Raw genomic sequence first — 26,152 nt, 5'->3', positions numbered from 1 at the left:
AAGGCTTCCTCCTAAAAGAAAGCCTTGAATCACGTTCAATCTGATTTGAGAATCCCAAGAGTCCACACGGCCTAGTGTCCGCCGCCGCCAGGTGCCGCCGCCGACGGCTTGTTCAGCAGCAGGACCAGAAAACTGAGGCCGACATAGAACACGGTCAGCATGAAGAAGGCGTCGCCATAGCCCATCACCGCGGCCTGACGGTGCACGATCTGCGACAATTGCTTCAGCGCCATCATTGCAGCATCGCCCATGCCCTGCATGCGCTCCGTGAACATGTTGAGCGTCTCGACCGCCGTCGCATTGCCCCAATGCACCCGATCGTGCAGACGCGAGATGTGCAGGTCGGTGCGGTCGTTCAGCACCTGGTTGATGACAGCCAATCCCACCGCGCCGCCGAGGTTCCGCATCAGGTTGAACAGGCCGGAAGCGTTCTTGACCAGATGCGGCGCCAGCGTGCCGAGCGCGATGTTGTTGGTCGGCACCATCGCGCACATCATGCCGATGCCGCGCAGGATCTGCGGCACCAAGAGTTCGTAGAAGTCATAGTCGCGGGTGATCCAGGTCATCTGCCAGGAGCCAAGCGCGAAGGTAACGAGGCCGAAGGCAATGATGTAGCGCAGGTCGACCTTCTGCATCAGCTTCCCGACGACCGGCGCCATCAGGAACATCGTGATGCCGGAGACGAACATGGTCTCGCCGATCATCAGCGCGCTGTAGCCGCGGACCTCCGCGAGATAGCGCGGACAGATATAGGTCAGGCCGTAGAGGCCGATGCCGATGCAGAACTGCAGCACGCACCCGATCGCGAAATTGCGGTTGCCGAACGTCCTGAGATCGACGATCGGCTCATCGACGGAGAATACACGCCAGAAGAAAGCGATCGCGGACACGAAGCAGACTGTGGCGAAGAACGCAACCGACGTGTCCTGCAGCCACTCATACTGAGGCCCCTCCTCCAGCACATATTCCAGTGAGCCGAGGAAACCCGCCATGAACAGGAGGCCCCACCAGTCGAAGCGCTCGAGCAGCGCGAAATTCGGCTGGTCGAAATCGATCAGCGCGAGCACGCCGATGGTGATGCCGATGCCGGGCACGATGTTGATGAAGAACAGCCAGTGCCACGACATCAGGTCCGTGATGTAGCCGCCCACCGTGGGACCGACAGTCGGCGCCAGCGTCGCCACCAGTCCGATGATCGGCGCCACGATGTGGAACTTCGAGCGCGGAAAGATCGTGTAGGCCGAAGCGAACACGGTCGGGATCATGCCGGCGCCCAGAAATCCCTGCAGCGCGCGCCAGAGGATCATCTGCTCGATCGAGGTGGCAAAACCGCACAGGAAGCTCGAGACGGTGAAGCCGAAGGCCGAAATCGCAAACAGCAGCCGCGTGCCGAGCGCGCGCGACAGGAAGCCCGACAAGGGAATGGCGATGACCTCGGCGATCAGATAGGCGGTCTGCACCCAGGATACTTCGCTCGAACTCGCCGAGAGGCCGGCCTGGATGTCCGAGAGCGATGCCGAGACGATCTGGATGTCCAGGATCGACATGAACATCCCGAACACCATGATGATGAAGGCGACCACCCGCTTCGGCTCGATGCGCTCGGTGGCGGCCGCGGCGTTCATCATGTTCGGCGAAGCGGTGGTGGCGTCGGCCATATCTGCTCACCTGCGCCCGGGATTTTCTTCCGGACTCAAACTATCACTGCGGATGAATCATCATCGGTGCGTCGAGATCGGCATCATTGTCCGCATCCACAGCGCCCTCGCTTGTATCCACGGTGGTGTAGACCGACATGCCCGCGCGCAGCAGGTTCTGCCGTGCAACACTCTTCGGCACGCGGATGCGGACCGGCAGCCGCTGCACGATCTTGGTGAAATTGCCGGTGGCGTTGTCCGGCGGCAGCAAGGTGAACACCGAGCCTGCGGCCGGTGAAATGCTGTCAACCACGCCCTTGAACTTGCGGTGGCCGTAGGCGTCGACCGAGATCGTCACCGGCTGGCCCGGGCGGACGCGCTTGAGCTGGGTCTCTTTATAATTGGCGTCGATGAAGACATCGTCGAGCGGTACCACATTGCCGAGCCGCTGGCCGACCTGGATGAAGTCGCCGACATTGACGAGACGGTTGGAGAAGGTGCCGTCGACCGGCGCGCGCACCGTGGCGAAATCGAGGTCACGCTCGGCCTTGGCGAGCTGGGTCTGCAGTTCGGCGAGCGTGGCGCGGGCCTCGTTCTGCTGCGCCTTGGTCACCTCGACATTGTCGCGCGCAGCGTCATAGGCAGCCTGCGCCGACTTCACCGCGGCAACGCCCTGGTCGCGGCTTGCCTCCGAGACTTCGAAGGTGGCGCGCGAAGCAAAGCCCTTGGTGCTCAGCGCCTGCTGGCGGTCGAAATCGAGGCCGGCGCGCTTCAGGTTCGCTTCGGAGGACGCGAGCTGTGCCTGCGCCTGCTCAACCGCGCTTTCCAGCGCGGTGACCTGGCGGCCGATACGCTCGATCGTCGCCTGCTGGGTGGCGATCTTGCTGCGCGCCGCGTCGACCGCGATCCGGTAGTCGCCGTCGTCGATCCGGAAGATCACTTCGCCGGCGCGCACGATCGAGTTGTCGGCAGGCAGGATCGCCGCCAGATGGCCGGAGACACGCGCGCCGAGCATCGAGTTGTTGGCGCGCACATAGGCGTCGTCGGTCGAGATGTAGAAGCGGCCGGCCACGAACCAGTAGACGCCGTAGCCGACGGCGGCGAGCGCGAGCAGGCCGAGCACACCCATCATGACGAATCTGCGCTTGGCGGGTTTTGGCGCGGCGCCGGCTGGCGCTGCCGGCTGCTCCGGTGCAGGCGCGGCCGGCGTTTCGGAAGGCCGGCGCTTGGCTTCTTCAGCAGCGGGGCCACGAAGCTGCTCTGCTGGCTGAGCTGATGTGTTGCGCACGGACTCGCCCTCGACCTCCGGCTCGGAGCGAACGACGCGTGCAGCCTGATCTCTCGCCGCGGCCATAGCCGGACTCCTCATTTACCCCGTCACGACGCAAGCGAGGCCCTGCGGCCGGTGCGGCATCGTGTCTTTACATCCATCATTGACCGAACGGTTCGGTCAAGCTACATCAGCTTGGAGGAACCCTAAGGAGAAAATCGCTTCCGGACAGTACCCCGGATGGAAATGTTCTCCGAGAGGCTAAACCAATGGTTGCAAGCCAGACATCTCCTCTTCAGATCGTTGCCGAGGAGGACTCCTCGAAGCGGCGGCAGATTCTCGATGGTGCCCGCAAGGTGTTTCTGGAATTGGGTTTCGACGGCGCCAGCATGGGCGAGATCGCCCGCGCCGCCGGGGTCTCCAAGGGCACGCTTTACGTCTACTTCGACGACAAGTGCCGGCTGTTCGAGGCGATCGTCGAGGAAGAGAAGATCGAGCAGAGCAAGACTGCCTTCAACTTCGATCCTGAGCGCGACGTCGATATCACCCTGCCTGAATTCGGACGCGCCTACATCGCTCTGCTGTGCCGCCCCGGGGGCGGCTCGGCGATCCGCACGGTGATGGCGATCGCCGAACGGATGCCTGAGGTCGGCAGCCGGTTCTACGAACAGGTGATCGCGAGCAACGTCAAGCGCTTTGCGACCTATCTCGAAGCTCGCGCCGAACACGGCGAGCTCGCGATCGACAATTTCGAGCTCGCCGCCTGGCAGTTCATGCAGATGTGCCAGGCGACGCTGTTCCAGGCTTTCATCTTCCAGGCCAAGCCCTCGCCATCGCCCGACCAGATCGCCACGGTGGTGGACAGCGCGACAAAGGTGTTCCTGGCGGCGTATCGGAAAGCGGCGTGAGAGGCCGATGCCGGTGTTGCCCCTCATGGTGAGGAGCGCGCAGCGCGTCTCGAACCCATGAGGCCCCGCCTGTGGCCTCGCCCTTCGAGACGGCCGCGGAGCCTGTCATCGGGCCGCGCTTCGCGCGGACCCGTTGGCGGCCTCCTCAGGGTGAGGAGATAGACTGCGGTCGCCACTCTCTCAGTCGTCCCTGTTCGCAATCACCGAGAGCTGTCAGTCCGGGGCGATGCGAAGCATCGAGCCCGGAATGACATCGGAGATACCTTTACGGCTTGAACACGTAGCCCGGACCGATCGCCACGGCTTCCGGGATTGGCGGCAGGTCGGAGAAAAGTTCGGGGTGATCCTTCATCACCTTCAGGATGTATTTCGGCTCGATATGCTTGTTGACGTCGAAGGTCGCCTTGATGATCCCGAGCCGCGACAGACGATCCTCCGCACTGTAGAGCGCGCGATAATTGTTCGCCGAGAGACGACGGTCCGCCTGCTGGATGTTGAACTGCATCGCGGCTTCGGCGATTTCCTGCTTGAGGCCGGGGATCCAGCGGGTGGCGACCTGTGCCGCCTGCTTCGGGTTCTTGCGCATCCACTGGTCGGCTTCGGAGACCGCAGCGAGGAATTTCTCGATGGTGTCGGCGTTGGCCAGCACCCATGGGCGTAAGCCGACGTTGAAGCCGAGATACGAGATCACGTCTCCGCCGCGGATGATCTCGACTGCACCGGGCACATCTTTGCCCGCCACGATCGGCCACGGATCCCAGCCGGAGAAGGCGTCGATGCCCTTGGCGAGCAACGCGACCGTCATGTCCGGCGGCGGCGTGTTCACCAGCGTGACCTCCTCAGGCTTCAGCCCAGCCTTCTCCAGGATGGCGAGGATATAGAGGTGGTTGATGGTGCCGAAGGACGCCGCGATCTTCTTGCCCTTCAGGCTCGCAAGGTCGCCCTTGACGATCCCTGAGCCTTCGCGCGCGACGATCGCCATCGTCGCATCCGAGCCGGCCTTGGTGGCGTTGCCGCTGTAATTGCCGAGCGCAACCAGATCCATGCCGCGCAGCACCGCACCGATCATGGGCACGCCGACCTGCACGATCTCGCTCTCGCCGGCCTGCAGCGCGTTGAGAGCATCGACGCCGGTGGCATAGGCCCGCGCGATGGTGACGTCGAGGCCGTATTTCTCGAAGAAGCCGCGCTCGAGCGCGATCGGCAATCCGATCTGGTCGATGCCGGTGACCATGCCGGCCTTCAGCTTGGTCAGCGTCTGTGCGCCCGACGGCGTCCACGCCAGCGCGAACGCCAGCGCGAGCAGCAATAATCGTTTCATTCTCCTACCCTCCCGGTTTTATCGGCCCCACCGCCGTCACCCAGTACGGCCGAGCGACGGCGTTGAGGTCCGTTCGTTTGACGCCACGTAATTCAATCGAATGCTCGTCGGTGCCCGAGACGCGTCCATATTGCTGGAATGCGAGCACGTGGAAGCGCTCGGGGGTGAACGGCAGCTCGATCTGCACATTGACCTTCTCGGACGTGCCGGCGAGCTCCGGCGAGATCTTGCCCGGCGCAGCTAAGGTCAGCCAAAGCTGAAAGCCGGCCCAGGCGGCGATGACGCCGAGCACGATGCGGCCCTTGGTCGAACGGAAGGCTTGCGCGACGAGGCTCATGCGGCGCGCACCATCTGCAGCACACGCGCGGAGAGCTGTTTGAACTTGTCGTCCTTGACCAGATCGTCCCAGACCCGCGGCCGCGGCAGGTCGATCCCGATCTGGTCGAGGACGCGCCCCTTCGAAAGCACGACGACGCGGTTGGCGAGGAATACCGCCTCCGCCACGTCATGGGTGATGAACAGCACGGTGGGCCTGCGCTCCTGCCAGATCCGCGTCAGCTCTTCCTGCAGCGTCATGCGCGTCTGCGCATCGACGCTGGCGAAGGGCTCGTCCATCAGCAGCACATCCGGATTGTTGGCGAGCGCGCGTACCACGCCGACGCGCTGCTGCATGCCGCCGGACAATTCATTGGGGTAGCGGTGCGCCGCATGCGAGAGGCCGGCAAGCACGAGATATTCGCGCGCGATGCGGTCGCGCTCGGCCTTCGGCACGCCGCGCATCTTCGGGCCGAAGCCGACATTGTCGAGCACAGTCTTCCACGGAAACAGCGCAAACGACTGGAACACGACACCGCGCTCGGGGCCCGGTCCCTTGACCGGCTTGCCGTCGAGCAGGATCTCGCCGCCGGTATAGGGAATGAAGCCCGCGATCATGTTGAGGATCGTGGTCTTGCCGCAGCCGGACGGGCCGACCACCGAGACGAATTCGCCCTGCTCGACGTCGATCGAGACGTCGTGGACGGCGTTGACATGCGAGCCGGCATACGGATCGAAATAGGTTTTTGCGAGGTTCTTGAGCGAGAGCGTCTTCATGATGTCACCAATCCCCAGCGCTGGCCGGTCGCGCGCTCGAGCGGCGCGAGGATCCAGGCATCCACGATGTACCAGAGCAATCCGAGAATGATCATGCCGAGCAGGATCTCGACGGTGGAGCCGGAGCGGCGCGCATCGAACATCATGAAGCCGATGCCGCTGGTGCCGACGATCATCTCCACCGCGATCAGGGCGCGCCAGCCATAGCCGAGACCGTTGCGCAGGCCGGTGATGATGTTGGGCAGCGCGCCGGGCAGCGTCACCTCCCAGAGCACGCGCGCCGGCGAGGCCCCTAAGCTGCGGGCGGCGCGCGCGAGATCGCGCGGCACGGATTCGACGCCGAGCACGGTGTTGAGCACCACCGGGAACAGCACGGTATAGACGATAACGAAAGTCATCGTCGTGAGCCCGAAACCGAACCAGATCAAAAGGATCGGCAGCCAGGCGATGTCGCCGATCGCCTGGAAGAACAAAAGGATCGGCCAGCAGATGCGATGCGCCCAGCGGCTGGTGCCGATCAACACGCCCAAGGGAATGCCGAGCGTCATGCCGACGGCGGCGCCGGTGAACAGGCGGATCAGGCTGTCGCCGAGATAATCAGGCAGGATCCCCTTGTAGGTCAGCGTCACGAAGGAGTTCACGACATCGACCGGGCCGGGGAAGAACGCGCGCGGGAAAATTCCGGCGGCGGCGACCGCGCTCCACAGTGCCACCACCGGAATGAACGGGATGATGGCCGCAAGCGCCGGCCAGCGTCGGGTCAATCGCGCGTAACCGCTCCAGAACTGGAAGAGAACATTCATGCGCGCCTCACCATGCCCCAGCGCTCGATGGTCGCGCGCTCCAGCGGGACCAGCAGCAGACGGTCGATCAGGAGCCACAGCACGCCGATCACGATCATACCGAACACGATGACTTCGGTGCGGTAGAAATCGCGGGCGACGAACAGCATGTAGCCGAGCCCGACATTGGTCGCGATCATCTCGGCCGCGATCAGGCCGCGCCAGGCAAAGCCGAGCCCGGTGCGGACGCCGGTGACTATGTTCGGCAGCGCGCCCGGCAACAGCACTTCCGTCAGCAAGGCCCAGCGGCCGGCGCCGAGCGAGCTTGCGGCGTTGCGCAGCGTGTGCGGGATGGTCTTGACGCCGAGCAGCGTGTTGTAGGCGACAACGAAGAACACGGCATTGAAGATCACGAAGACGATGGCGCCGAAGCCATAGCCGAACCAGAGCGTGGCGATCGGAATCCAGGCGATGCCGGCAAGCACGGAGAAGAAGCGGAACAGCGGCGTCAGGAACGCGGCGACCGTGGGACTCACGCCCATCGCAATCCCGAGCGGAACGGCGGTGACGACGCCGATCAGCGTGCCGAGGCCGACGCGCAGCAGGCTCGCGCCGATATGGGCAAACAGCGTGCCGTCGCGGATGGACTCCATCGCGGCAGTACCGACCGCGCCGACGGAGGGGAAGACGCGCGGATTGATATCGAACAGCGGGACGACGACAGCCCAGATCGCAACCAGCGCAAGGAGCGGGGCAACGAACATCGCAGCCCCCGCGAGCGAATTGACGCTGCGCGCAAGCCACGGCGATCGCCGCTTCAGACTGCGCGTCACCTCCATGCCGCCTCCCCCGATATGATGCAGCCTTTGCCGGCCTTTATTGTCGTTTATCGCGTCCGTGCCGCCTTAGACACGCGACGCCATGCCTCATGTTGCGCAAATTGTCTCATCGCGCAATCGCCTATCCTGCGTAGATCACCCGGGCGGGGGGCCGGACGCCCGGCAAACAACGAAAGGATGGGCGCAGCACCGGATGTCAGCGATCCTGCACTGTCGCGGCCTGCTATCGCTCCGACAAGCGCGCAAAGACTACTCGTCGGTGAATTCGTCTTCTTCGTTGACCTTGGGCTTGCGGCTGAACCAAGAGGACTTCTTGCCACCGAGCGAGCCCGTGACATTGGGGTCGCGCGAGGCATAGGGGTTGCGCGAGTTGGCGCGGGCGGCGATCTCCTCGCCGGAGACGGCGGCGGGCTCGCAGATGATGCGGCGGCTGGCGCGGCGCATCAGGTCAACGTGAATGTGATCGTAGTGAAAACGGTTGGAGCCCGGCGCCAGCACGGTGTTGAACTGCTGGCAGGCCGCGCCCTGGATGTCGCGCAAGAATCCCTGCTCTTCCGGCAAGCCACGCCAGCCATCCTTCACCGAGATGCGGCGGCCGTCGGCGAGCGTGAAGCCGGCGATGTCGAGTGCATTGCCGAAGGCGTGCTCGGAAATATGCGCGCTCGGATTGCCGTTCATGCCGCGGCAGGAATAGGCGGAGATCTGCTTGATCTCGACCACGCGCGCGCCGAACCAGCGCGTCGCTGCCGGCTGCACGGAATCGGCAAGCCAGCGATCGAGCGCGGAGACGATCGGACAGGCGAGCGTCGCCGTCGGCTTCAGCGTGACCGGGCCGACCGCGGTGACGGGATTGCCGCGCTCCGGCCCGAGCCGCGGCAGTGGCGCGGCGGCGCCTTGCGACGGCGAATAGGGCGCGGGGGAATAAGGTGCGGGGGAATAAGGTGCGGAACCGCGGTCGCGCTGCGGATAGCCTTGCGGCGCGCCATAGACCGGACCGCCCGGCGGTTCCGGCGTGCCCTCCGCCGGCAAATCGATGTCGTCGTGCTGCGGCGCGACGCCGGGAGCGTTCAGCGAAATCGGCCCGTTCGACGGCGCACCATAGCCGGGCTGGCCCGCGGCCGAATTCGGATAAGGAGCCGGCCGCGGCGCCGGTTGCGGTGCGATCGGCCAGCGCGGCTGGCTGCGGCTCGAGCCGATATCGGCCGGCGGACGCAGATCGTCGGCGAAACCAAAACTCTGGTCACTCTCGCCGAGTGCTGCGACCTTGAGCGGGAATTGCGCACCGCACGCGCCGGGACCCGAGATCGGGTCGATGCGCACGAGGTCCGGCCCTTCCTTCACGGCTCCGGATTTCAGGCAAGCGACTTCGGCCTCGGCCCGCCAGGGTTCACGCTCGGCCTGGAAGAAACCGCGACCGCAACCTGCCAGCGAAACGAGGACGACGGAGCCGACGAGATACAAACGAACTCCACGCGTCATGCGCGGCAGGTTCGGCTAATTTATTTAAGGACTCTTCAACGCGTTGTTTTTACACATCTTTAACCATACCGCCACCGGCCCCGGACGCGTCAAGCAGGACGGACAGCATCGCTGGCTTTTTCGGCGGGGAACGGTTTGGTAAATTCGCGCGTTCTATGCGGGCAGGCGCAAACGCTGGGAGCGTTCTCGATGGCTATGAGTCTTCTCGTCAGCCGGCTGAGCGTCGTCGCCGCCTATGTTGCGCTCGCCTTTGTCGGCGCGATTGTGCTTGGCCTGTTGTAGGCTTTCCCTGGAAACCTGGATTGGACTTGCGCCCGGCGGTTCTCCCGCCGGGCGCTGCCGTGATTTCTACCAGCTATAGCGCACCACGCCCTTGCCGGCGTAGGAGCGCGTGACGTCGGAAAATTCACCCTCGAAGGTCGCGGCTGCCGACCAGCCGTTCATCCAGTTCAATTCGGCAGACGCAGTGGTGAGCGCGGCATCATGTGCTGGCGCCGCGCCGCCTACGACAAAGGACGCGCCGGGCAGCGCCTGGAAGGTCGCAGCGATATTGCGATCGGTGTTGAAATCATGCGCCCAGGCAAAGCGGCCGCGCAAGGTGAGCACCGCATCCGGTATCGCGAAGGACTCGTCGGTTCGCACGCCCAATTCGCTGCGCGGCGCGGTGACGGTCTTGGCGCCGTAGGCCAAGGCGAACGCACCGACACCGGCCACGACCTGCTCGGCATAGGCCGGGAGATCGAACGTCGTGAACTGTGCGGCGGCATAAGGCGTGACCGCTCCGATCCACGGCGTCGGCAGCCGATAACCGCCTTCAACGCGGCCCGAGTAAGCATTGGCGTTGAACTCAGCGTGCAATCGATCGAGGCCGGCGCCGATCACGGTGCGATCGGTCGTGATGTCCTGCCAGCCATAGGCGAGCGCGCCCAGGACATAAGCCGCGCCGACGTCGTGGCGCGCGAAGACGCCAGCCTGGAACAGGTCGGAGCGGCCGCTTCCGAGCGAATTGGCGACCGAGAAATTGGTGCCGCCGCCGGCGAGCGTGAAGCCTACGAGCGTGTTCGGCGCGATCCGGTAGTCGGCGCCAACAACCGCGCCGTAGATGCGGCTGGACGTGTTGTTCGATCCGAGCGCGGCGTTGCCGTCGGTCGTCTGCGAGCCGCCGAAGCCGGCCGCCCAGACGCTCCAGCGTTGCAAGGCCTGCGCGGGCTGTGGCGCCTTGCGGTACACGGCGGCATAGGCAGCGCGTTCGGCGCGCGATCCACGCTTCCGCGCCGACGCATAGGCGTTCGCGCCCTCGGCATCATCATCGGCGAACTGCGAGGCGCCCGGCGATGGAGATACATTGTCGCCGCGTCCGGCGATGAACGGATCGGTCATGATCCCCATGAACATGTTCATCGCGTTGAAGGTGGTCTGCTGCGAGCCGGTCGACGTCTCGCCGGAAGCCTGCGTCAACCCAGCGGGCGTTAGGCCGCCGAAAGCGACGGGGATGCTGCCGCCGGCGTTGAAGAAGCCGGTCAGCACGTTCGCCAGCCTGGCCTGATTGATGTTGAGGCCGGAGTTGGGCGCAAAGTTGAGCGCCAGGTCCAGATAGACGTTGTTGGCGTCATAGTTCAGGCCGGCGCTGACCGAAGGCAGGTTGGTCGTGACTGATGAAGCGAAGGTGCCGCTGACGCCGCCGCTCGCGTTCAGGATTGTGTAGTGCTTCTGCAGGGAGGCACCGAGCAAGGACACGTTCACAGCCGCCCCGCCCGGTGTCGCGATGCCGGTGACGTTGGTTCGAGCAGCGCCCGCCCCATCGACCTGCACGAGATAAATCGAGGCAGCCGTGAAGCTGAGGCTGCCCTGCACCGTCAGCGTGCCTGATGTCGCCGTGCCCGGAGCGAGGACGCCGCCGCTGACCACGGTGTTCCCGACGCTGCCGATGCCACCGAGCGTGCCACCATTATTGACCGTCACGTCGCTGGCGAGCGCGCCGTTCACCAGCAAGGTTGCGCCGGCGAAGACGCCGGTGCCGTTCTGATAGGTCTGTGCGTCGGTGATGGTCCACCTGCCGCCCTGCACGTTCAACGCCTGGAAGTTGATGACGTTCGACAGCGTGCCCGAGCCCGGGCCGAACAGGTTGATGGTGTTGGTGCCAACGCCGCCGTCGATCCGGCCGATGATGCTGGAGCCGCCGTACAGATTGAGCGTGTCGTTGCCGCCTTCCATGCTGATGGCGCGGCCGGAGTTGCCGATGATCACGCCGTAGTTGGAGAGAACGTCATCGCCCTCGCCGGTCTGGATCGCCGCGCCGTCGCCGCGAATGAAGCGGGTCGAGCCGGTGCCGGTATAGGTCACGCCATTGAGCGTGCCGACCGAACCGGGATCGGGATTGCCGTTCTGCAGCAGCGTCGTTCCGTTCGGGTCCGGGATCGTGCCATTGCCGATGATGGTGCCGTAGTTGACGATGGTGTCCTTGTCGGCGGCGGTACCGGTCTTGTTCTCGGAACGGATTGCATAGCTGTTGTTGCCGACAATTATGCCGCCGGCATAGTTGATCAGATCAAGGGCGGCCGATCCGCTGCGCGAACCATCGGGATTGGAATCATTATTGACGACGATACCCGCAGCGGCCCCCGATATGGTGCCGTAGTTGCGGATCGTGCCGCCGCCGATCGCAAGGCCTTCGCTGTTGTTGAAGCGGTGGCCATCATCCGCGCCTTTCGCGCCCGTGCCCTGGATGGTGCCGTAGTTCGTCAGCGTGAGCGCGAAGTCGACATCGATGCCGTCGCCGTCGCCGCGCGCCGACGTGGTATCGATCGCACCCGTGATGGTGCCGTAGTTGGTGACGACAGCATTGCCGCCGGACCCGACGCCCGAGCCGTCGCGGCCGATGATGGTGGCGCCGGCCTCGTTGTAGACTGTGATGTTGCTGCCGACGTCGCCAGCGGTGCCGCTCTTGGCGCCGGAGATCAGGCCGCCCGCGTAGTTGTAGACGGTGCCGCTATGCCCGAGCTGCAGGTCGATGCCGTCGGCGCCGGGACGGTCCGTCGGCTCTGGCGCCGAATTGGCGACGATCTGGCCGTAATTGTAGACCGTGAAATTCTGGCCCGGCCGCATCGCGTCGGCATTATCGGAAGTGATAAGGCCGCTGGCACGGTTGGTGATCGTGACCGTCGCAGCGGTCGAGGTCAGGTTGTCGAAGTCGATCGCCTGGCCGGTCGCCGACTTGATGGTGCCGGCGTTGTCGATCGAGAACGATGCCCTCGTGCTCGAATTGGTGCTGCCGGAACCGTTGATCTGGATGGCATCGTCAACCGACTGAATGGTCGCACCGGCATTGTTGACGATCGTGAGCGAGGTGACATTGTCGAGGTTCGTATTCGCGCGAATCGCGCGGGCGGAGGCGTCGATCAATCCGGAATTGGTGATGGTGGTGGTACCCGCACCGATCCGCATCACGTCATTGCCGAGCGCCTTGAGCGTACCGCCGGCTTCGTTCGTGATCGAGAACACCGCTGTATTCGAGGTGACCGAGTTGAAGTCGAACACGCGACCGTTGTTCGTCGACTGGATGGTCCCGAAATTGTCGACCTTGACCGTTCCGCTGGTGAGACCGCTCTGGATCCGGAACGCATCGTTGGACGATGTGAACAGCGCATCCTTGTTGTTGATCAGCGCGAAATTGCCGCTGATCGCGCTGTTGGACGTATCGATGCCGCGCGACGTCGCGGAAATCGTGCCATCGTTGGTGATGACCACGCCGGGCGAAGCAAGCCCGGTGGTCCATGTGATCGCCGTCCCGATGACCGAGAGCGTGCTTCCATCCGCGACAAAACCGGTATCATTGTTTGAGACCGTCTTCGCGGTCGCCGGATCGTCCGGCGGCACACTGAAGCTTGCAGCTAAGGCAGAACCAAACGCGATAGACGACGCAGCAACAACCAATGCGAGCTTGCTCGCATGGCTCAACAATTCAACTTTCACCACCAGTCCCCTGAAACCTGCGGTTCGCGGCAATCTGGAGTCTGCATGTAACAGTTTGATAACAACGCATTTGCGTGTAAGACATGCGTGGCACTTGTGATATAATTGCAACGAGCGAACATCTCACTTGTCTTCGAAGCCTGAACGACCCGGCGTCGCCGAGCAGACGTTGCAACGCGCCGCGTTGGCACTGCAGATGCAGCGGCCCGACGAGGCCGAGCGATTGGTAGCGGCGGTGTTCAAGGCGAACCGCGGCAACGTGGCGGCTGCGGCGCTGCTTGGCCGCGCGCTGATGCTGCAGAACCGCTTCGATGAGGCAATCACTCCGCTGCAGAAGGCCTCGCGTCGCGGCGACGACCCCGCAGCCGAGACCCTGCTCGCCGCCGCGTTCGCGGCCACCGGCCGGCGCGACGACGCGCTCATTCTCCTGCGCCAGGCGATCACGCGACGGCCTGCCTTCCCGCCGGCTTTCCTTGAATATGCCGGCCAGCTCGCATCCGGCGAAAAGATCGACGAGGCGATCGCCGCGCTCGAACAAGGTCTTGCGCTCGCGCCTGGAATCGTCGAGCTGCAACTTCGTTTGGCGACGCTTTATATCGGCCGCAACAAGCGCGCCGAGGCGCGTGCGTTGCTGCAGCAGGCCACGGTTACCGCGCCTGCGCGCCCCGACGTGCTGGCCCAACTCGCGCGCGTGATGGTGCTGGACGGCGACTACGCCGCGGCCGTCGATGTCTTCCGCCGCGCGCTCGCGCTGCGCCCGGATGATGCGCCAACGCGCGCCAATCTTGGCATCTGCCTGATGGAGATGGGTGAGCGCGCCGCCGGCGAGGCAAGCCTGCGCGAAGCCGCGCGCGGCAGGCCGGACATGACGGGCCGCGCGATCATGTCGCTCGCCGCTTCCTCGCACGGCCGCTTCTTCCTGCGCCCCAGCGCCGCGGCGAAATTCCTGACCGGCTAGCGCCTCTACGGACAAATCCGGTTCTGCGCGTCAGAAACTCGTCAATCGCACCATCGCTTGCTTGCGGCGTATGACCGATGAAACGATCGGTCCGAGCAAATGAAATAATTCAGCAACAGCATTTGTGCAAAAGCAATACAATCGGGTGCTCGGCGACAACTGGCGGATATGCCGAGACGCTTTACGATGTGACGCAGCGTTGGGGCGATACTTCGTCCAGATAGCCGCAATCAGCGATGAGGCAGGTTTTCGGTGAGCAGCTTACGAAACATCATCGACGTTCATTCGCATCCCATTCTGCCTATTGGCAAAAAATTACCCGTCGGCTCGCCGGACAAGATGCCTCAGTGGTCGGTCGAACGCGCGCTATCTTTTATGCAGGAACACGGCATAGCCGCTTGCATTCTCTCAATCCCGGATGCGGCCAACTACGCAACGGGCAACGATGGACGTGATATCTCGAGACGAATAAACGAAACCTTGGCAGACATTGTCTCGCGATATCCAAGCAGATTCGGAGCGCTCGCCACCATACCCGGCTTGGACGCTGAGGCGGCGTCGGCCGAGATTGAGTATGCGCTGGATACACTGAAAATGGACGGTGTCGCGACGTCAACAAGCATCAATGACGTGTATCTCGGCGACCGGCTATTTGATCCTTGGTTCGCAGAGCTGGATCGGCGGGGCGCAACCCTGTTTGCGCACCCCACGTTCACGAAGGCGTCACAGCCGGTGCTGAATGGCTTGAACCCGAGCGTGCTTGAATTTGTGTTTGATACCACGCGCATGGTCACGAACTTGGTCGTTACCGGCACCAAGAAACGCTTCTCTGACATCAAAATCATTGCGACACACGGCGGCGGCACAATTCCATTTCTCGCGTCAAGGATTCAGATACTTGAACACACGTTTGGAGTGGGACCCGGACTGCTTGAACTTTCCCCACAGGATGTGAAGGACGGTCTTGCCTCATTCTATTATGACTTAACGGGCGCTACGTCCGAGGCTCAACTATTGGCGATTCTAAAGCTCGTTCCGGTCTCTCAATTGTTAATTGGCCTTGATTTTCCTCTGATGCCGCGGTCCAGCTTTGCGCCGGCGCTCGATGACATAGCCGGATATCCACAGTTCGACGCGGATGATTTGCAGAGTCTTTGTTTCGGCAATGCCGGACGATTGTATCCAGCCTTAAGGGCGCGGGTGGAGCGACAACGTTAGCGCGAAGCGAGCCAGCGAAGGCATGCGCGACAGACCATGCCGCTTCTTCCTGCGTCCCAGCGCCGCGGCGAAATTCTTGACAAGCTCGCTTCACGGGGTCGAAAAAACATGTTTCTCGACCCTCGGGGTGGCATCGACAAATCGCGCATTGCTCAAGCGACGCTGGAGCAGTTGGTCAACGAGCCTCATAAGTCGGCACGATCACGTGAACGCGGCCGCTCAAACCCATCCCAGTTCCTTCAGTGCCAAGCCTGAATGCCATATCTTCGTCATATGGCTGATCTTGTCGCCAGTAAATTGCATCACGTAGACGTAATCCGAATTCGTCTTTTTGCCGGTCGGCTCACATGGACCACCGGGGCCGGTATGGGTGCCCGAGAAGACGGCATAGGCTGCGACGTTGTTTCGTTCGGTATCGGTCGCGAAGGATTTCACCTGATAGCTGCCGTCAGGCAAAGTGGTCATTACCCCCTTCATCCAGTCAGTATATTCCGCAAGAGTCTTGATACCGGCAAGCGGTTCGGCCTGAGCGGCGAAGCTCGCATCTGGGGCACAGTAGATCTTGCAGATCTCCCAACCCTTTCCAGTTTCGCAAGCGGCAAAGAAATCCTTGGCAATTGCCGTGATCGACGCCATGGCTGCTTCCCCTGTGTGCGTGGACGGAATGTCTCTTTTAGCACTTCGGCCATGTTGCTGGCCGCGAACAAATCGAGGTCGATCAGCGTTTCGCGACTTTGTCGTACGTTGCAATGATGCGCTTCAAATCGTCATATTCATTGCATTGTATCAGGCAGATCCGTTCGAGAGCCGCGAGATGCTCATTGGCTTTGGCAGGATCACCTTGGGTCAAGTAGGCTTCACCCAAATGTTCATGTGCGCTGCGGTGCCGGGGATTTAACGCCAGCGCCTGCTGATAGTGCCGGATTGCCGGATCGAACTGCCGCAGGCGCCGATAGGCGTAACCAAGGTAGTTCTGAATATCGGCATTGCGGGCGTCACGGAGCGCAGCTGATGTAAGCGCCTTGATTGCTTCGTTCCACTCGCTCGCCACGATCGCTCGTTTCCCGGCCACGAAATCCGGATCGAGCACCGCCCAATCCGCAGTCTCTACCATCGATCCCATGGTCGAGCAGATCGGCCAGGCGTCAACCGCGAGCGCCGCCTCGGACTTGGCACCGTCTCCGCGAGCGGCTCTCACCTGATCATGCCGACCGGATGTGGTCAGGAGATACGCCGCCACCACCGCGGTCATCACGCCCATCACGGCGGCGATTAGGATTGATCGCATCATGGTCGTTATGCCGGTTAGTCGGCTGCCGCACATCTGCGCGCGGCAGCCGTTCTATTCATTCTCTGCCTCGTTAGTCTCACTGCTGCATCAAGGATGCCTTGGCCTCGCGGATCTCCACCCGATCCGTGTCCGCGTCTTTCGTCATCTCGGCAAGCTTCCGGAAATAGCGCGCGGCTTTCTCCGGCTGATTTATCGCCTTCGCCGCGGTGGCTGCACCGTACAAGCTGCGAAGCCGATTGGGCGCCGACACCAGCGACGTCTCGTACTCCGTCAGCGCTGCTCCCGGTTGCTGCTGTTGAATCAGCAGGTCACCCAACAATTCCCGCATCGGATACAGCCGGTTCTCCATCGCGATGTGCTTTTCGCTGTCATCCTCCAAGTCTGCCGCCGTTCGCATCAGCTTCAGCGACCTCTCCTTCTCCCCTTTGGCTTGCGCAATCCAGGCCGATGCAGCCAACATCTGGATTTCGACTTGGCTCGCCCAATAGGACTGACTTGCGTTGTCCAGCGCAGCGTGAAGCTCCTTAAGTTTGGCAACCTCGCGCTCGGCAGCGGCAAGGTCGCCGCTGCGGGCCGATCCCATGGCGCGGGCAAAATAGGTGATGGCCTCCGCCTGTGGAAATTGGCTGCCTCTCGGCTCAAGCGCTGCCGCTTCCGTCCATGCCTGACGTTCCAACGCAAAGCGCGCCGGCACCGCGGCAAGGGCGGTATAGCTGGCGAGGTAGTCAAACCCGAGCTTCTTTATCGCATTGCTCTCGTCACGTAGCTGCTTGGCCGGCCCCTCCTGGCCCATCTGCAGCAGGGCGTACTCCATGAAATCCAGATGGTGCGGCTGGCCTGGATGTGCCGCCCCAGGCCAGAGCTTGGCGGCTTGCGCTTGGGCGAGCGCCAGCGATTTCGTGTTCGATGCGATGGATTGCGTCCACATCCCGAGCATTGAATAGGTGTGCGAAGGCATGTGCTGGGCATGCTGAGACGCGGGGGCGACCTCGGCATATCTGTTGGCGGCATCAAGACCGCGCTGCGCAAGCGTCGGGTAATCGTAGGTGTGGATCAGGTAGTGCAGCACGCCCGGATGCTCCGGCAGTTTCGCCTCGACCGTTTCAAGGATCGTGCCGGCCTTGAGCTGATTGGCGAAGGTCTTGTCGCTGTGCAGGGCCGTCTCGTTGAGCGCGAGCGCATAGAAAATAGCCGCCTCCGGATCATCCGGATATTTCTGCATCAGCGCTTCCATCGCCTTTTCGTAGGTAAGCCCGCGCTTGGTCTGATCGATTTTGTCAAAGTCCTTGTAGTAGACTTCGATCGCGTCGAGCCAGTCGCGCTCGCGCTCGGTCTTGGCACCGATCGCCTTGCCCTTCTCCACCGCCTCCCATCCACTCTTCAAAGCGGTGGCGGTGAGCGGCAGGATCAATGGATTGGGACGGCTGCTTATGGCGATGCCCCAGTAAGCAATGGCACATTGCGGATCGGCGGTCGCCGCTTCGGTAAAAACCTGGATTCTGTCCGGATAAAAAAACGAATGCACCATCGCCAGGCCGCGATCGAATTTCTCTTGCGCCTGCGGCGTGCACGAGGTCTCGAAGTGCACGCGGCCAAGTCCTTGCGCCCAGGCCGCGGTGGCGAAGGTGCTCGCCAACAGCGCTGTGACGAACGTTCCCAAATTCGGTCTCATGGCGCTCTCTCCTTTGGGTCGAAATAGCAGTTTCAGCGCAATCACCGCCGTGCGGTCGTGCGCAGTGCAAATGCTCAGTGAGAGACCGGCATAAAAAGGAGTGTCGGTTTTAGGAGCGTGCGATGCCTGCCGACAGCATCTTTCGCTGCCCATTCGGCTCTAACGGAGACGTCGGCAAATCCCGTCTCGAAAGGCAGCTCTAAGCAAAGGAGGGTACACGATCTCGCGCCCAGCCAAAAGAGGCCGTATGCGGAGCCCGGCACGGCAGATCTGGCCGAAACTGACGGCCGAGATATCCGTCGGAGGTCAAAAAGCGAAGTGGGCACGGGCATCTTGGGATATCTGCTGGATCATGATCCGATTCCGTCCAATCGGATCATGATCTAATCCCTCAGCCGGCTTGAAACACCTCGTCAGGCAGGCGTCCCAAGTCTTCGAACTCGACCAATCGATCGTCTACAAAGGTGAAGGCGGCGAACGATCCCTTTGCACGTATCTCGACGATGATACGCGATGCGGGCTGGCTGTTAAAGACATAGTCGACATGCAGCTTCGTTTCGCCATAAAGCGCTTGGACATCGGCAATCGCCATGCCCGCCCGTGGTCCCTCGAACGAGTCGCGCGGCTGAGGTACTGCAGGCAAGCGAACCTGAAAGATGTCTTGCGGAATGTGTCGTCCGAGCGTCTTGGCGATCACCCGGTCGGCGGCGAAGAATACGCTCACTTCCGGTTCGCCAAGAATATCGTACACCCATTGATCCAGCTTGATACCAAAAAAGGCGTAATGGCGGATGCGGCTCGGCTCTCCGAGTGAGCGTCGCACGGCGGTGCTCGCCATGCCCGGCCAAGCCTTTCGGCTGATCAGGGGAAGGTCACTCTTTTCGACTTGAAAGACGTCCAACTTGACGTGCGACACTTTCCCGTCCGAAAGGGTGACCGTGCTGGGAATCGCTCCAAAGAACTCGAGCTTTCGCCGGCTGATCCCGCCGGAATCGTAACCTACAACTCGGGCTGGTTCGCCCATGATGCGGATCACTTCCTGCTCCGTCATGCCAAGATGAAGTTGACCGGCGGGGACGGTGATGAACTCGACATGCGGCGGCTTTGGTGCGTCGGATTGGGCGGCCGCAGCCAGCAAGGCTATCGAAATATCGAAAAAGACCGCCATGGCGGCTGTAATGAAAAGCTTCAATTGCATTGTACACTCCGTCGGCAAATGAGGGGTAGGAGGATTACTGTCTCGACGAACTCGTCGTTTCGTCCGGCTCAGCCTCTGCTTCGACCGCGTAAGAGGCGGTAGAAGGAGCGGCGATGGAGTAAAGTTCGGCGGCATGCACCGCAAAGCCCTCGATCACGAATGCGAACACCGACGACCAGAACGCGTTGACCAGCCGGCGCCTTGTTCTTTTCAGTGCTGGAAGCGAATTCGCGCGGGGCGGCGCGGATTGCGGCGACGCCATTGCGTCGCTGGTCGAATTCTCTCCGGTCGCGATCTGCTCGGTGATGTAGGCGGCATCCTCGCTCACACCGTAGATCAGGCCCGACTTCGAGGTGTGAAGCCATGGAAGGCCGACAAAGAACAATCCCGGATAGGCCGTGACACCGCGCGTCTGACGAGGATACCCGTCGCCGTCGGTGACCGGCAGTTTGATCATCGAGAAGTCGAAGCCATAGCCTGTCGCCCAGATCACGTTGGTAATGCCGGCAACCCTCAGATCGAGCTCAGATAGCAACGGCTGCTCAAATCCATCGCGCAGAACCGGCAGTTCTTCTTCCGGCACCACCATTCCCGTCCTGGCGACGTAGTCGTCCACGGCGGTCACAAAATCCGCTTCGGCCCGGTCGGCTGCGGCCAGATTGTCGTGCAGGTCCGGCGCGAGCTTGATGACGCCATCGTCGATGCTATGGAGGCGGCCGAGCAGCCCGACGCCATCACGTGCAAATTGATGCAGATTGAGCGTATGGCCGCCCTTGGTCCCCGATATGTGCGGCTTGCCGCCGAATTTGGCCTGCGGCGACGGCAGTTCGCTTACCTTGCGATCGTAGTGGCCGAGTCGAGCGAACCACCAGTTTGCATCTTTCCCGCGGTAACGCCGCGGCGTCCGGCCGGCGCGGCCGACCGCGAGGTAGACCTTCCGCCCCGATTCATAGAGCTCTTCGGCGATCTGGGCACCCGATTGTGCGCTTCCAACCACCAGCACAGCGCCGGATATGAGCTGGTCTGGATTGCGATAGGCGTCGGAATGAAGCTGCCTGATGTAGGATGGAAAATTGCGGCTTGGAGCCGGGATCTTCGGCGTTTGATGGAGGCCAGTGGCCACGATGACATTGCGCGCCCGGATCGGCTCGCGATCCTGGATCCCAACGAGATATTCACCGCTTTCTCGGTCGCGTTCGATCCGCTTGACGCGCATGCCATAGCGCACGGGCAAGCGTCGTGCGAACTCTTCAAAATACGCTACGACTTCATTGCGGGACATGAATCCATCGGGATCGTCTTCCGCGTATTGCACGCCGGGCAAACGCGACTGCCAGCGCGGTGTATTCAGCGCAAAAGAATCCCAGCGATGGCTGCGCCATGCGTTGCCTGGCCGATCGGCCTGTTCGAGGACGACATGGTCCTGGGATCGTCTGTTCAGATAGTAGCTGACGGCTAGACCCGCCTGCCCTCCGCCCACGACGACGGTGTTCACTGCTGTGGTCATCGACTTTCTCCTGGTCTCGCGGGAACGGCTTGCCCGCTGAATTGCTCTTCGTGACGCGGAGGTGTTGTCGACAACCGGCTGCAATAAGACGGCGGATCGGCATATGATTGTTCACAAACCGTGATAAATCGCAGGAGGCGCACATGGATCGGATGGCGAGCATGGCGGTCTTCACGAAGGTGGTCGGGACCGGCAGCTTCTCGGCGGCGGCGCGGGAGATGAAGCTATCCCAGGCGTCGGTGACCAAGCAGATCCAGGAGTTGGAGGGCTGGCTTGGCGTGCGCCTGCTTAATCGCACAACCCGGCGTTTGAGCCTCACCGAGATCGGTACCGGGTTCTACGAACGCTGCACGCGCATTCTCGCCGCGATCGAGGAAGCGAGAAGTGCTGCCGGCGCACTCCAGTCGACGCCCCGCGGGCGCTTGCGGATTAACGCTCCCGTCTCGTTCGGCTTGCTCCACCTTGCGCCCGTCGTGACTGAATTCCTGAAACTTTATCCCGACGTTTCGGTTGAGATGCTCGTCAACGACCGAGTGGTCGACCTGCTGGAGGGGAAGTTCGACGTCGGCGTGCGCATCGGGCGTCTCCGTGACTCGAGCCTGATTGCCCGGCGGATCGCACCGATCCGGCTTGCCGTCTGCGCCGCGCCGGAATACCTCGCGCGGCATGGCGTACCGCAGACGCCGGATGATCTCGTGAACCACAATTGCCTGGAATACACCTATTTCGAGAGCCGCGGCGAATGGCGCCTCCTCGATCCCGCGGGCACTGAGATCGTCGTTCCAGTCTCGGGCCGGTATCTTGCGAACAACGCCGACGTGCTGCGCTCCACAGCCATTGCCGGCGGCGGGATCATCTTGGTCCCCACCTTCCTCGTCGGCGGCGACCTGCGATCGGGCCGCCTCGTTCGTTTATTGCCCCATTATCCGCCGCCGGAACAGGCGCTCTATGCTTTGTATCCGCCTGGTCGACATCTCTCGGCCAAGGTACGGAGTTTTGTGGACTTCCTGGTCGTTCGCTTTGGCGGCCGGCCGACGTGGGACGATACCTGATCAGAGGCGAATAGCTCGGTCTTGGCGCCAAGAGGATTGGAACAAATCGCCTTTGCGTCAAGAAGCGACGTTGCGGCTCACCCGGCACTCGGTCCGCTGTACATTTGAAAGCGGACATCGCAGGCCCAACGAGCAGGTCTGCTTACCAGCGGCTCGGCTTCGAGGTGCTGGGCGTCATACGCGTGGGAGATTCGCCGCCTATGGCGCCGATGCTGCGGCCCGCACGCTAGCGCATGATCCGGAAAGGTGGAAACCGGTTTTCCCTCGCGCCAAACGCGAAGTGTTTGCGCGGAGATCACGCTCAAACAAAGAGATGAGATCATGATCCGATTCCGTCCATCGGATCATGATCTAGGGCCGCCTTTCGAATAGCCGATCACGGTCAAGCGCTTCTGCTTTTCGCTGGGATGCAACTGATCGTCCATCTGAGAGCGGCTCCGTTTTCATGCACTAGGTGATTTCCCTTATGAAAGCGGCTTCACGCGCACGCGTGCTTATCGTCATGTTAGAATCATTCCAATCAACGGTGGCCTTCGCCGTCCTCGCGCGCGCAAATTCGAACAATTCAAAATTTCGGAGGTGGAATTGCACCGTTCGCCTCGTGTTTAAGTGTTGGTCGCCGCGCGCCATGAAGCTCGCGGCCAACAAGATTATTGGGGCGTAGAGAAACATGATGAGAGTATCGCAGGCGAGGCTTCGGCTATTTGCCTCGGCTAGCTATGTCGCGTTCTGTCTGTCCATCGGCGCAGCGGACGCACAGGCGCAGACAGCACCGAGCCAAGGGGGAGCATCCTCTCTGCCTGCAGTTACAGTCGACCCGCCAGAGACGCGACGACGTCCTGGGTCGCCGGCCGCGCGCACGTCCACGAACGCAGGACGGACGCGGCGGACACAAGCCGCACGCCGGAACGAAACGGCACCGGCCACAAACCCGCCCCCAGCGCCCAGTTTCGGCCCGAGCCAGGATGCCCGCACCGGCACGGTCGGCGTCTATGCCAACAGCACGTCGGTCGCCACGAAGACGAACACACCTTTGATCGACATCCCGCAGTCCGTCAGCGTCCTGACCAAGGAGTTCATCCAGGACCAAGGCTTTCAGACCCTGACGGATGTGACGCGATATGTGCCGGGGGTCGCGATCCACCAGGGCGAAGGCAATCGCGACGAGCTTGTCATTCGCGGCGTGGACTCCAGCGCGAACTTTTATGTCAATGGCTTCCGCGACGACGTGCAGTATTTCCGCGACCTCTACAACGCCCAGAGCGTCGAGGTGCTGAAAGGGCCGAGCGCACTGACCTTCGGACGTGGTGCCGGCGGCGGTCTCGTGAACCGGACGCTGAAGGAGGCAGACGGCACGAGAATTTACCAAGCGACGGCGCAGACCGGCTCCTACAACGACAGGCGCGTGTCGCTCGATGCGGGACAAGCCGTGAACGAGAACGTCGCCGTACGGCTGAACACCTTCTACGAGAACAGCAATACGTTCCGCGACTATGGTCACTTCGAGCGATACGGCTTCAATCCGACCGTGACGCTGAAGCCGACCGACGACACAAAGATCAAGCTGAGCTACGAATACTACCACGATGAGCGTCTTGCGGATCGCGGTAACCCGTCGCTCGGCATTCCAGGCGGCGCCACGCGCTTCAACCCGACGGTACCGTTCGCGCCCAATGGCGATCTGACGACGTTCTACGGCAGCCCAATCTACAACCAAGCAAGGGTTGACGTGCAGACCGGCATTGCCGTGATCGAGCATGATTTCGGCAACGGACTGACGGCAAAGAACTCCACGCTCTACGCCGACTACAACCGTGGCTATCGCAACGTCTATCCCGGTGGCACGGGCGGCGGTCCAGGCGGCGGCGCGGTGACGCCGGATCTTACACAGGTGTCGCTCAACGCGTACCAGAACGACACCCCCCGCGAGAACGTCTTCAACCAAACCGATTTCGTGTACAAGACGGCGACGGGACCAGTCTTTCATACCGTCGCGTTCGGCACCGAATTTGGTCGAGAGACCGGCCTGTCCAGGCGCGACTCCGGCATCTTCCCCAACAACGGGAACAGGGCTTTCGACGTCGTCAATCCATTCAACCCGACTTATTTCGGACCGGTGCTGTTCACCCACCTTCCGAGCGACGCCAACAGCAAATACCGGCTGAATATCGCCTCAGGCTATGTGCAAGACCAGATCGAGGCGACCCGCTGGCTGCAATTCTTCCTCGGCGCCCGCTACGACAGCTTTGACCTGTCGGCGGTCGATTTCAATACCAACATCAACCGCAGCAGGGTCGACGAGAAGGTCTCTCCGCGCGTTGCGATTATCGTGAAGCCAATCGACAACCTTTCCGTCTACACCGCCTACAGCACCTCCTTTTTGCCCGCGTCCGGAGACCAGTTCAGCGCGCTGAGCCCGGGGACACTGATCTTGCAGCCGCAGAAATTCGAGAACACCGAGGTCGGGGTCAAATGGAACATCCAGCCCAAGCTGCTGTTCACGGCGGCCCTGTATGAACTCAATCGTACGAATGTGCCGATTGCCGATCCCAACAACCCTGGCTTCTTCTTCGCCAACGGCGCCAACCAGATCCGCGGTTTCGAGACTGCGGTCACGGGTTACGTAACGCCCGATTGGCAAACAGTTTTCGGCTACGCTTATACCGACGCGCGCGTCACCAGCGCGACTTCGTCAACGATCGTGCCCGGCAATCGCGTGCAGCTCGTGCCCTTCAATCAGTTCGCCTGGTGGAACAAGTATCAGATCGATCAGCGATGGGCTGCTTCTCTCGGTATCATTTACTTCTCGGATTCCTTTGCCTCGTCCGACGATACTGTGCGGCTGCCGGGCTTCTGGCGTTTTGATGCCGGCCTGTTTGCAAAGATCGACGAGACATGGAGCGCTCAGCTCAATGTCGAGAACATCTTCAACACGGGCTACTGGGCGACCGCCGACGGCAACAACAATATCTCGCCGGGCCAGGGTCGCACGATCCGCGTGCTGGCGCGGGCGAGGTTTTAGGTTCGCTGCCGGTCGCATCGTGTTCACAGCCGGAATCCCGGCCGCGCCGCATAGCGGTCGGCCGGGGTGTGCACGGCTCCTGTGCAACGCACACACGTTTGTACCAGCGAATCGGCGGGGCGTTGTGATAATATTGGCCCACAATCACGAGGAGTATCCAGATGCCCGAAGCGGAGATTGGCTGGATTGCAGCAATCATAATTGGTGGCTTGGCCGGTTGGTTCGCCGAGATGTTCATGAAGTCCGGCACCGGCATTCTGATGAACATCATCCTTGGTATCGTTGGCGCCGCGTTGGCAAACTGGCTGCTCGGCCTGTTTGGCGTCGCTCTCGGCGGATGGATCGGCTACTTGATCGCCGGATTCATCGGCGCCTGCATCATCATCTTCCTGTGGCGGGCGATCCGGGGCCGCACTGTTTAGACGCCTGGGCTTCGGTTCTGGTTGAATCAGAACCGAGTTCTGGATTCGTCTTTTGACGCGTTTCCTTCACGCGAACGGGCATCCACTTCGCTCGAAAGCGCTCCAGCTCTGCATCTGAACAACTAAAAATCGTTCTACGCGGCACTTAAGGGAGGATTTCGTGGAGCAGATTCTTATCAATCTGGTGGCGGGTGCGATCGGCGGAAACGCGGCCGGAAAGGCGTCCCAGAACTTTGATTTGGGCACGCTGGGCAACACGATCGCCGGCCTCGTCGGCGGCGGCGTTCTCGGTCAGATCATCACGCTCGTATGGCCGGCGATCGCCACATCGATCCAGAGCGGGAATTTCGACATTGGGTCAATCATTGCCCAGGTGGTCGGTGGCGGCGCAGGTGGTGCGATCCTCACGGCCATCGTCGGAGCGATCAAGAACCGGTCCTAGGCCGTGTGGACAGTTACCTTATCCAGAGCAGAGTGGCGGCAATGGCGACGACGGCGAAGTAGTTTCGCGC

21 protein-coding genes are annotated in these 26,152 nt (G+C 62.0%); 7 read left to right on the top strand and 14 right to left on the bottom strand.

All coding sequences use genetic code 11. The annotated features are described in order from the left end of the window. Positions 1-71 precede the first annotated feature (71 nt). Entirely contained in the window at positions 72-1,658 is a 1,587-nt protein-coding gene (locus AAFX91_RS20325) for a DHA2 family efflux MFS transporter permease subunit (RefSeq protein ID WP_394567627.1), read from the bottom strand. A gap of 43 nt (positions 1,659-1,701) precedes the next feature. Then, complete coding sequence (locus tag AAFX91_RS20320; protein WP_394567626.1) at positions 1,702-2,991, bottom strand: HlyD family secretion protein; 1,290 nt, start codon at positions 2,989-2,991, stop codon at positions 1,702-1,704. Positions 2,992-3,176: 185 nt separating this feature from the next. Between AAFX91_RS20320 and AAFX91_RS20315 the strand changes: the two genes are divergently transcribed. Further along, on the top strand, positions 3,177-3,815 hold the full coding sequence (locus AAFX91_RS20315; RefSeq protein WP_394567625.1) for a TetR/AcrR family transcriptional regulator: 639 nt from the start codon (positions 3,177-3,179) through the stop codon (positions 3,813-3,815). Between the two features lie 265 nt (positions 3,816-4,080). Here the strand turns inward: AAFX91_RS20315 and AAFX91_RS20310 are convergent, their stop codons facing one another. From AAFX91_RS20310 to AAFX91_RS20280, 7 genes are all read right to left on the bottom strand, one after another. After that, positions 4,081-5,136: an ABC transporter substrate-binding protein gene (locus tag AAFX91_RS20310; RefSeq protein ID WP_394567624.1), complete on the bottom strand. Its 1,056-nt coding sequence runs from the start codon at positions 5,134-5,136 to the stop codon at positions 4,081-4,083. A gap of 4 nt (positions 5,137-5,140) precedes the next feature. Continuing rightward, entirely contained in the window at positions 5,141-5,473 is a 333-nt protein-coding gene (locus AAFX91_RS20305; protein ID WP_130577548.1) for a hypothetical protein, read from the bottom strand. Beyond that, positions 5,470-6,228 carry an ABC transporter ATP-binding protein gene (locus AAFX91_RS20300; protein ID WP_394567622.1) on the bottom strand — a complete coding sequence of 253 codons (759 nt, stop codon included), beginning with the start codon at positions 6,226-6,228 and terminating at the stop codon, positions 5,470-5,472. Before AAFX91_RS20300 ends, AAFX91_RS20305 begins: the two co-directional genes overlap by 4 nt. Then, complete coding sequence (locus AAFX91_RS20295) at positions 6,225-7,031, bottom strand: ABC transporter permease (RefSeq protein WP_394567620.1); 807 nt, start codon at positions 7,029-7,031, stop codon at positions 6,225-6,227. The genes AAFX91_RS20300 and AAFX91_RS20295 overlap by 4 nt, the downstream gene beginning before the upstream one ends. Beyond that, positions 7,028-7,849, bottom strand: coding sequence for an ABC transporter permease (locus AAFX91_RS20290; RefSeq protein ID WP_394567619.1), 822 nt, complete (start codon positions 7,847-7,849; stop codon positions 7,028-7,030). The genes AAFX91_RS20295 and AAFX91_RS20290 overlap by 4 nt, the downstream gene beginning before the upstream one ends. Before the next feature lie 249 nt (positions 7,850-8,098). After that, entirely contained in the window at positions 8,099-9,328 is a 1,230-nt protein-coding gene (locus AAFX91_RS20285; RefSeq protein WP_394567618.1) for an extensin family protein, read from the bottom strand. A 348-nt stretch (positions 9,329-9,676) separates the two neighbouring features. Beyond that, positions 9,677-13,300: an autotransporter domain-containing protein gene (locus AAFX91_RS20280; protein WP_394567617.1), complete on the bottom strand. Its 3,624-nt coding sequence runs from the start codon at positions 13,298-13,300 to the stop codon at positions 9,677-9,679. A 127-nt stretch (positions 13,301-13,427) separates the two neighbouring features. On the opposite strand from AAFX91_RS20280, the gene AAFX91_RS20275 reads away from it, so the two are divergent. Both AAFX91_RS20275 and AAFX91_RS20270 read left to right on the top strand, forming a co-directional pair. Then, the gene (locus AAFX91_RS20275) at positions 13,428-14,258 is read left to right on the top strand and encodes a tetratricopeptide repeat protein (protein WP_394567615.1); all 831 of its coding nucleotides are present in this window, start codon (positions 13,428-13,430) and stop codon (positions 14,256-14,258) included. Positions 14,259-14,510: 252 nt separating this feature from the next. Then, the gene (locus AAFX91_RS20270; RefSeq protein WP_394567614.1) at positions 14,511-15,476 is read left to right on the top strand and encodes an amidohydrolase family protein; all 966 of its coding nucleotides are present in this window, start codon (positions 14,511-14,513) and stop codon (positions 15,474-15,476) included. Between the two features lie 219 nt (positions 15,477-15,695). Here the strand turns inward: AAFX91_RS20270 and AAFX91_RS20265 are convergent, their stop codons facing one another. From AAFX91_RS20265 to AAFX91_RS20245, 5 genes are all read right to left on the bottom strand, one after another. Continuing rightward, complete coding sequence (locus AAFX91_RS20265; protein WP_130577554.1) at positions 15,696-16,112, bottom strand: ester cyclase; 417 nt, start codon at positions 16,110-16,112, stop codon at positions 15,696-15,698. Between the two features lie 82 nt (positions 16,113-16,194). Next, on the bottom strand, positions 16,195-16,728 hold the full coding sequence (locus AAFX91_RS20260) for a tetratricopeptide repeat protein (protein ID WP_394567612.1): 534 nt from the start codon (positions 16,726-16,728) through the stop codon (positions 16,195-16,197). Between the two features lie 115 nt (positions 16,729-16,843). After that, positions 16,844-18,592 (bottom strand): tetratricopeptide repeat protein, encoded by a 1,749-nt coding sequence (locus tag AAFX91_RS20255; RefSeq protein WP_394567610.1) that lies wholly within the window; start codon positions 18,590-18,592, stop codon positions 16,844-16,846. Between the two features lie 238 nt (positions 18,593-18,830). Further along, entirely contained in the window at positions 18,831-19,637 is an 807-nt protein-coding gene (locus AAFX91_RS20250; RefSeq protein ID WP_394567609.1) for a hypothetical protein, read from the bottom strand. Between the two features lie 34 nt (positions 19,638-19,671). Next, positions 19,672-21,144: a flavin-containing monooxygenase gene (locus AAFX91_RS20245; RefSeq protein ID WP_394567608.1), complete on the bottom strand. Its 1,473-nt coding sequence runs from the start codon at positions 21,142-21,144 to the stop codon at positions 19,672-19,674. A gap of 152 nt (positions 21,145-21,296) precedes the next feature. Here AAFX91_RS20245 and AAFX91_RS20240 point away from each other — a divergent pair, with 152 nt between their 5' ends. The 4 genes from AAFX91_RS20240 to AAFX91_RS20225 all read left to right on the top strand — a co-directional run bounded on the left by AAFX91_RS20240 (position 21,297) and on the right by AAFX91_RS20225 (position 26,082). After that, positions 21,297-22,196 (top strand): LysR substrate-binding domain-containing protein, encoded by a 900-nt coding sequence (locus tag AAFX91_RS20240; RefSeq protein WP_394567607.1) that lies wholly within the window; start codon positions 21,297-21,299, stop codon positions 22,194-22,196. A 1,033-nt stretch (positions 22,197-23,229) separates the two neighbouring features. Further along, a complete protein-coding gene (locus AAFX91_RS20235) occupies positions 23,230-25,218 on the top strand; it encodes a TonB-dependent siderophore receptor (RefSeq protein ID WP_245476350.1) in 1,989 nt (662 codons plus the stop codon). A gap of 161 nt (positions 25,219-25,379) precedes the next feature. Next, the gene (locus tag AAFX91_RS20230) at positions 25,380-25,640 is read left to right on the top strand and encodes a GlsB/YeaQ/YmgE family stress response membrane protein (RefSeq protein WP_130580031.1); all 261 of its coding nucleotides are present in this window, start codon (positions 25,380-25,382) and stop codon (positions 25,638-25,640) included. Positions 25,641-25,800: 160 nt separating this feature from the next. Next, on the top strand, positions 25,801-26,082 hold the full coding sequence (locus AAFX91_RS20225) for a hypothetical protein (protein WP_130580030.1): 282 nt from the start codon (positions 25,801-25,803) through the stop codon (positions 26,080-26,082). Positions 26,083-26,152 lie beyond the last annotated feature (70 nt).

Source organism: Bradyrhizobium sp. 31Argb (assembly GCF_043638955.1).
Taxonomy (GTDB): domain Bacteria; phylum Pseudomonadota; class Alphaproteobacteria; order Rhizobiales; family Xanthobacteraceae; genus Bradyrhizobium.
Note: the sequence above shows the minus strand (reverse complement) of the source record. Positions and strands in the feature narration are given on the sequence as shown.

Coding starts and splice junctions, on each gene's coding strand:
- AAFX91_RS20325 (WP_394567627.1), bottom strand. CDS start 1,658: ATGGCCGACGCCACCACCGCTTCGCCGAACATGATGAACGCCGCGGCC.
- AAFX91_RS20320 (WP_394567626.1), bottom strand. CDS start 2,991: ATGGCCGCGGCGAGAGATCAGGCTGCACGCGTCGTTCGCTCCGAGCCG.
- AAFX91_RS20315 (WP_394567625.1), top strand. CDS start 3,177: ATGGTTGCAAGCCAGACATCTCCTCTTCAGATCGTTGCCGAGGAGGAC.
- AAFX91_RS20310 (WP_394567624.1), bottom strand. CDS start 5,136: ATGAAACGATTATTGCTGCTCGCGCTGGCGTTCGCGCTGGCGTGGACG.
- AAFX91_RS20305 (WP_130577548.1), bottom strand. CDS start 5,473: ATGAGCCTCGTCGCGCAAGCCTTCCGTTCGACCAAGGGCCGCATCGTG.
- AAFX91_RS20300 (WP_394567622.1), bottom strand. CDS start 6,228: ATGAAGACGCTCTCGCTCAAGAACCTCGCAAAAACCTATTTCGATCCG.
- AAFX91_RS20295 (WP_394567620.1), bottom strand. CDS start 7,031: ATGAATGTTCTCTTCCAGTTCTGGAGCGGTTACGCGCGATTGACCCGA.
- AAFX91_RS20290 (WP_394567619.1), bottom strand. CDS start 7,849: ATGGAGGTGACGCGCAGTCTGAAGCGGCGATCGCCGTGGCTTGCGCGC.
- AAFX91_RS20285 (WP_394567618.1), bottom strand. CDS start 9,328: ATGACGCGTGGAGTTCGTTTGTATCTCGTCGGCTCCGTCGTCCTCGTT.
- AAFX91_RS20265 (WP_130577554.1), bottom strand. CDS start 16,112: ATGGCGTCGATCACGGCAATTGCCAAGGATTTCTTTGCCGCTTGCGAA.
- AAFX91_RS20260 (WP_394567612.1), bottom strand. CDS start 16,728: ATGACCGCGGTGGTGGCGGCGTATCTCCTGACCACATCCGGTCGGCAT.
- AAFX91_RS20255 (WP_394567610.1), bottom strand. CDS start 18,592: ATGGGCAGCGAAAGATGCTGTCGGCAGGCATCGCACGCTCCTAAAACC.
- AAFX91_RS20250 (WP_394567609.1), bottom strand. CDS start 19,637: ATGCAATTGAAGCTTTTCATTACAGCCGCCATGGCGGTCTTTTTCGAT.
- AAFX91_RS20245 (WP_394567608.1), bottom strand. CDS start 21,144: ATGACCACAGCAGTGAACACCGTCGTCGTGGGCGGAGGGCAGGCGGGT.
- AAFX91_RS20240 (WP_394567607.1), top strand. CDS start 21,297: ATGGCGAGCATGGCGGTCTTCACGAAGGTGGTCGGGACCGGCAGCTTC.
- AAFX91_RS20230 (WP_130580031.1), top strand. CDS start 25,380: ATGCCCGAAGCGGAGATTGGCTGGATTGCAGCAATCATAATTGGTGGC.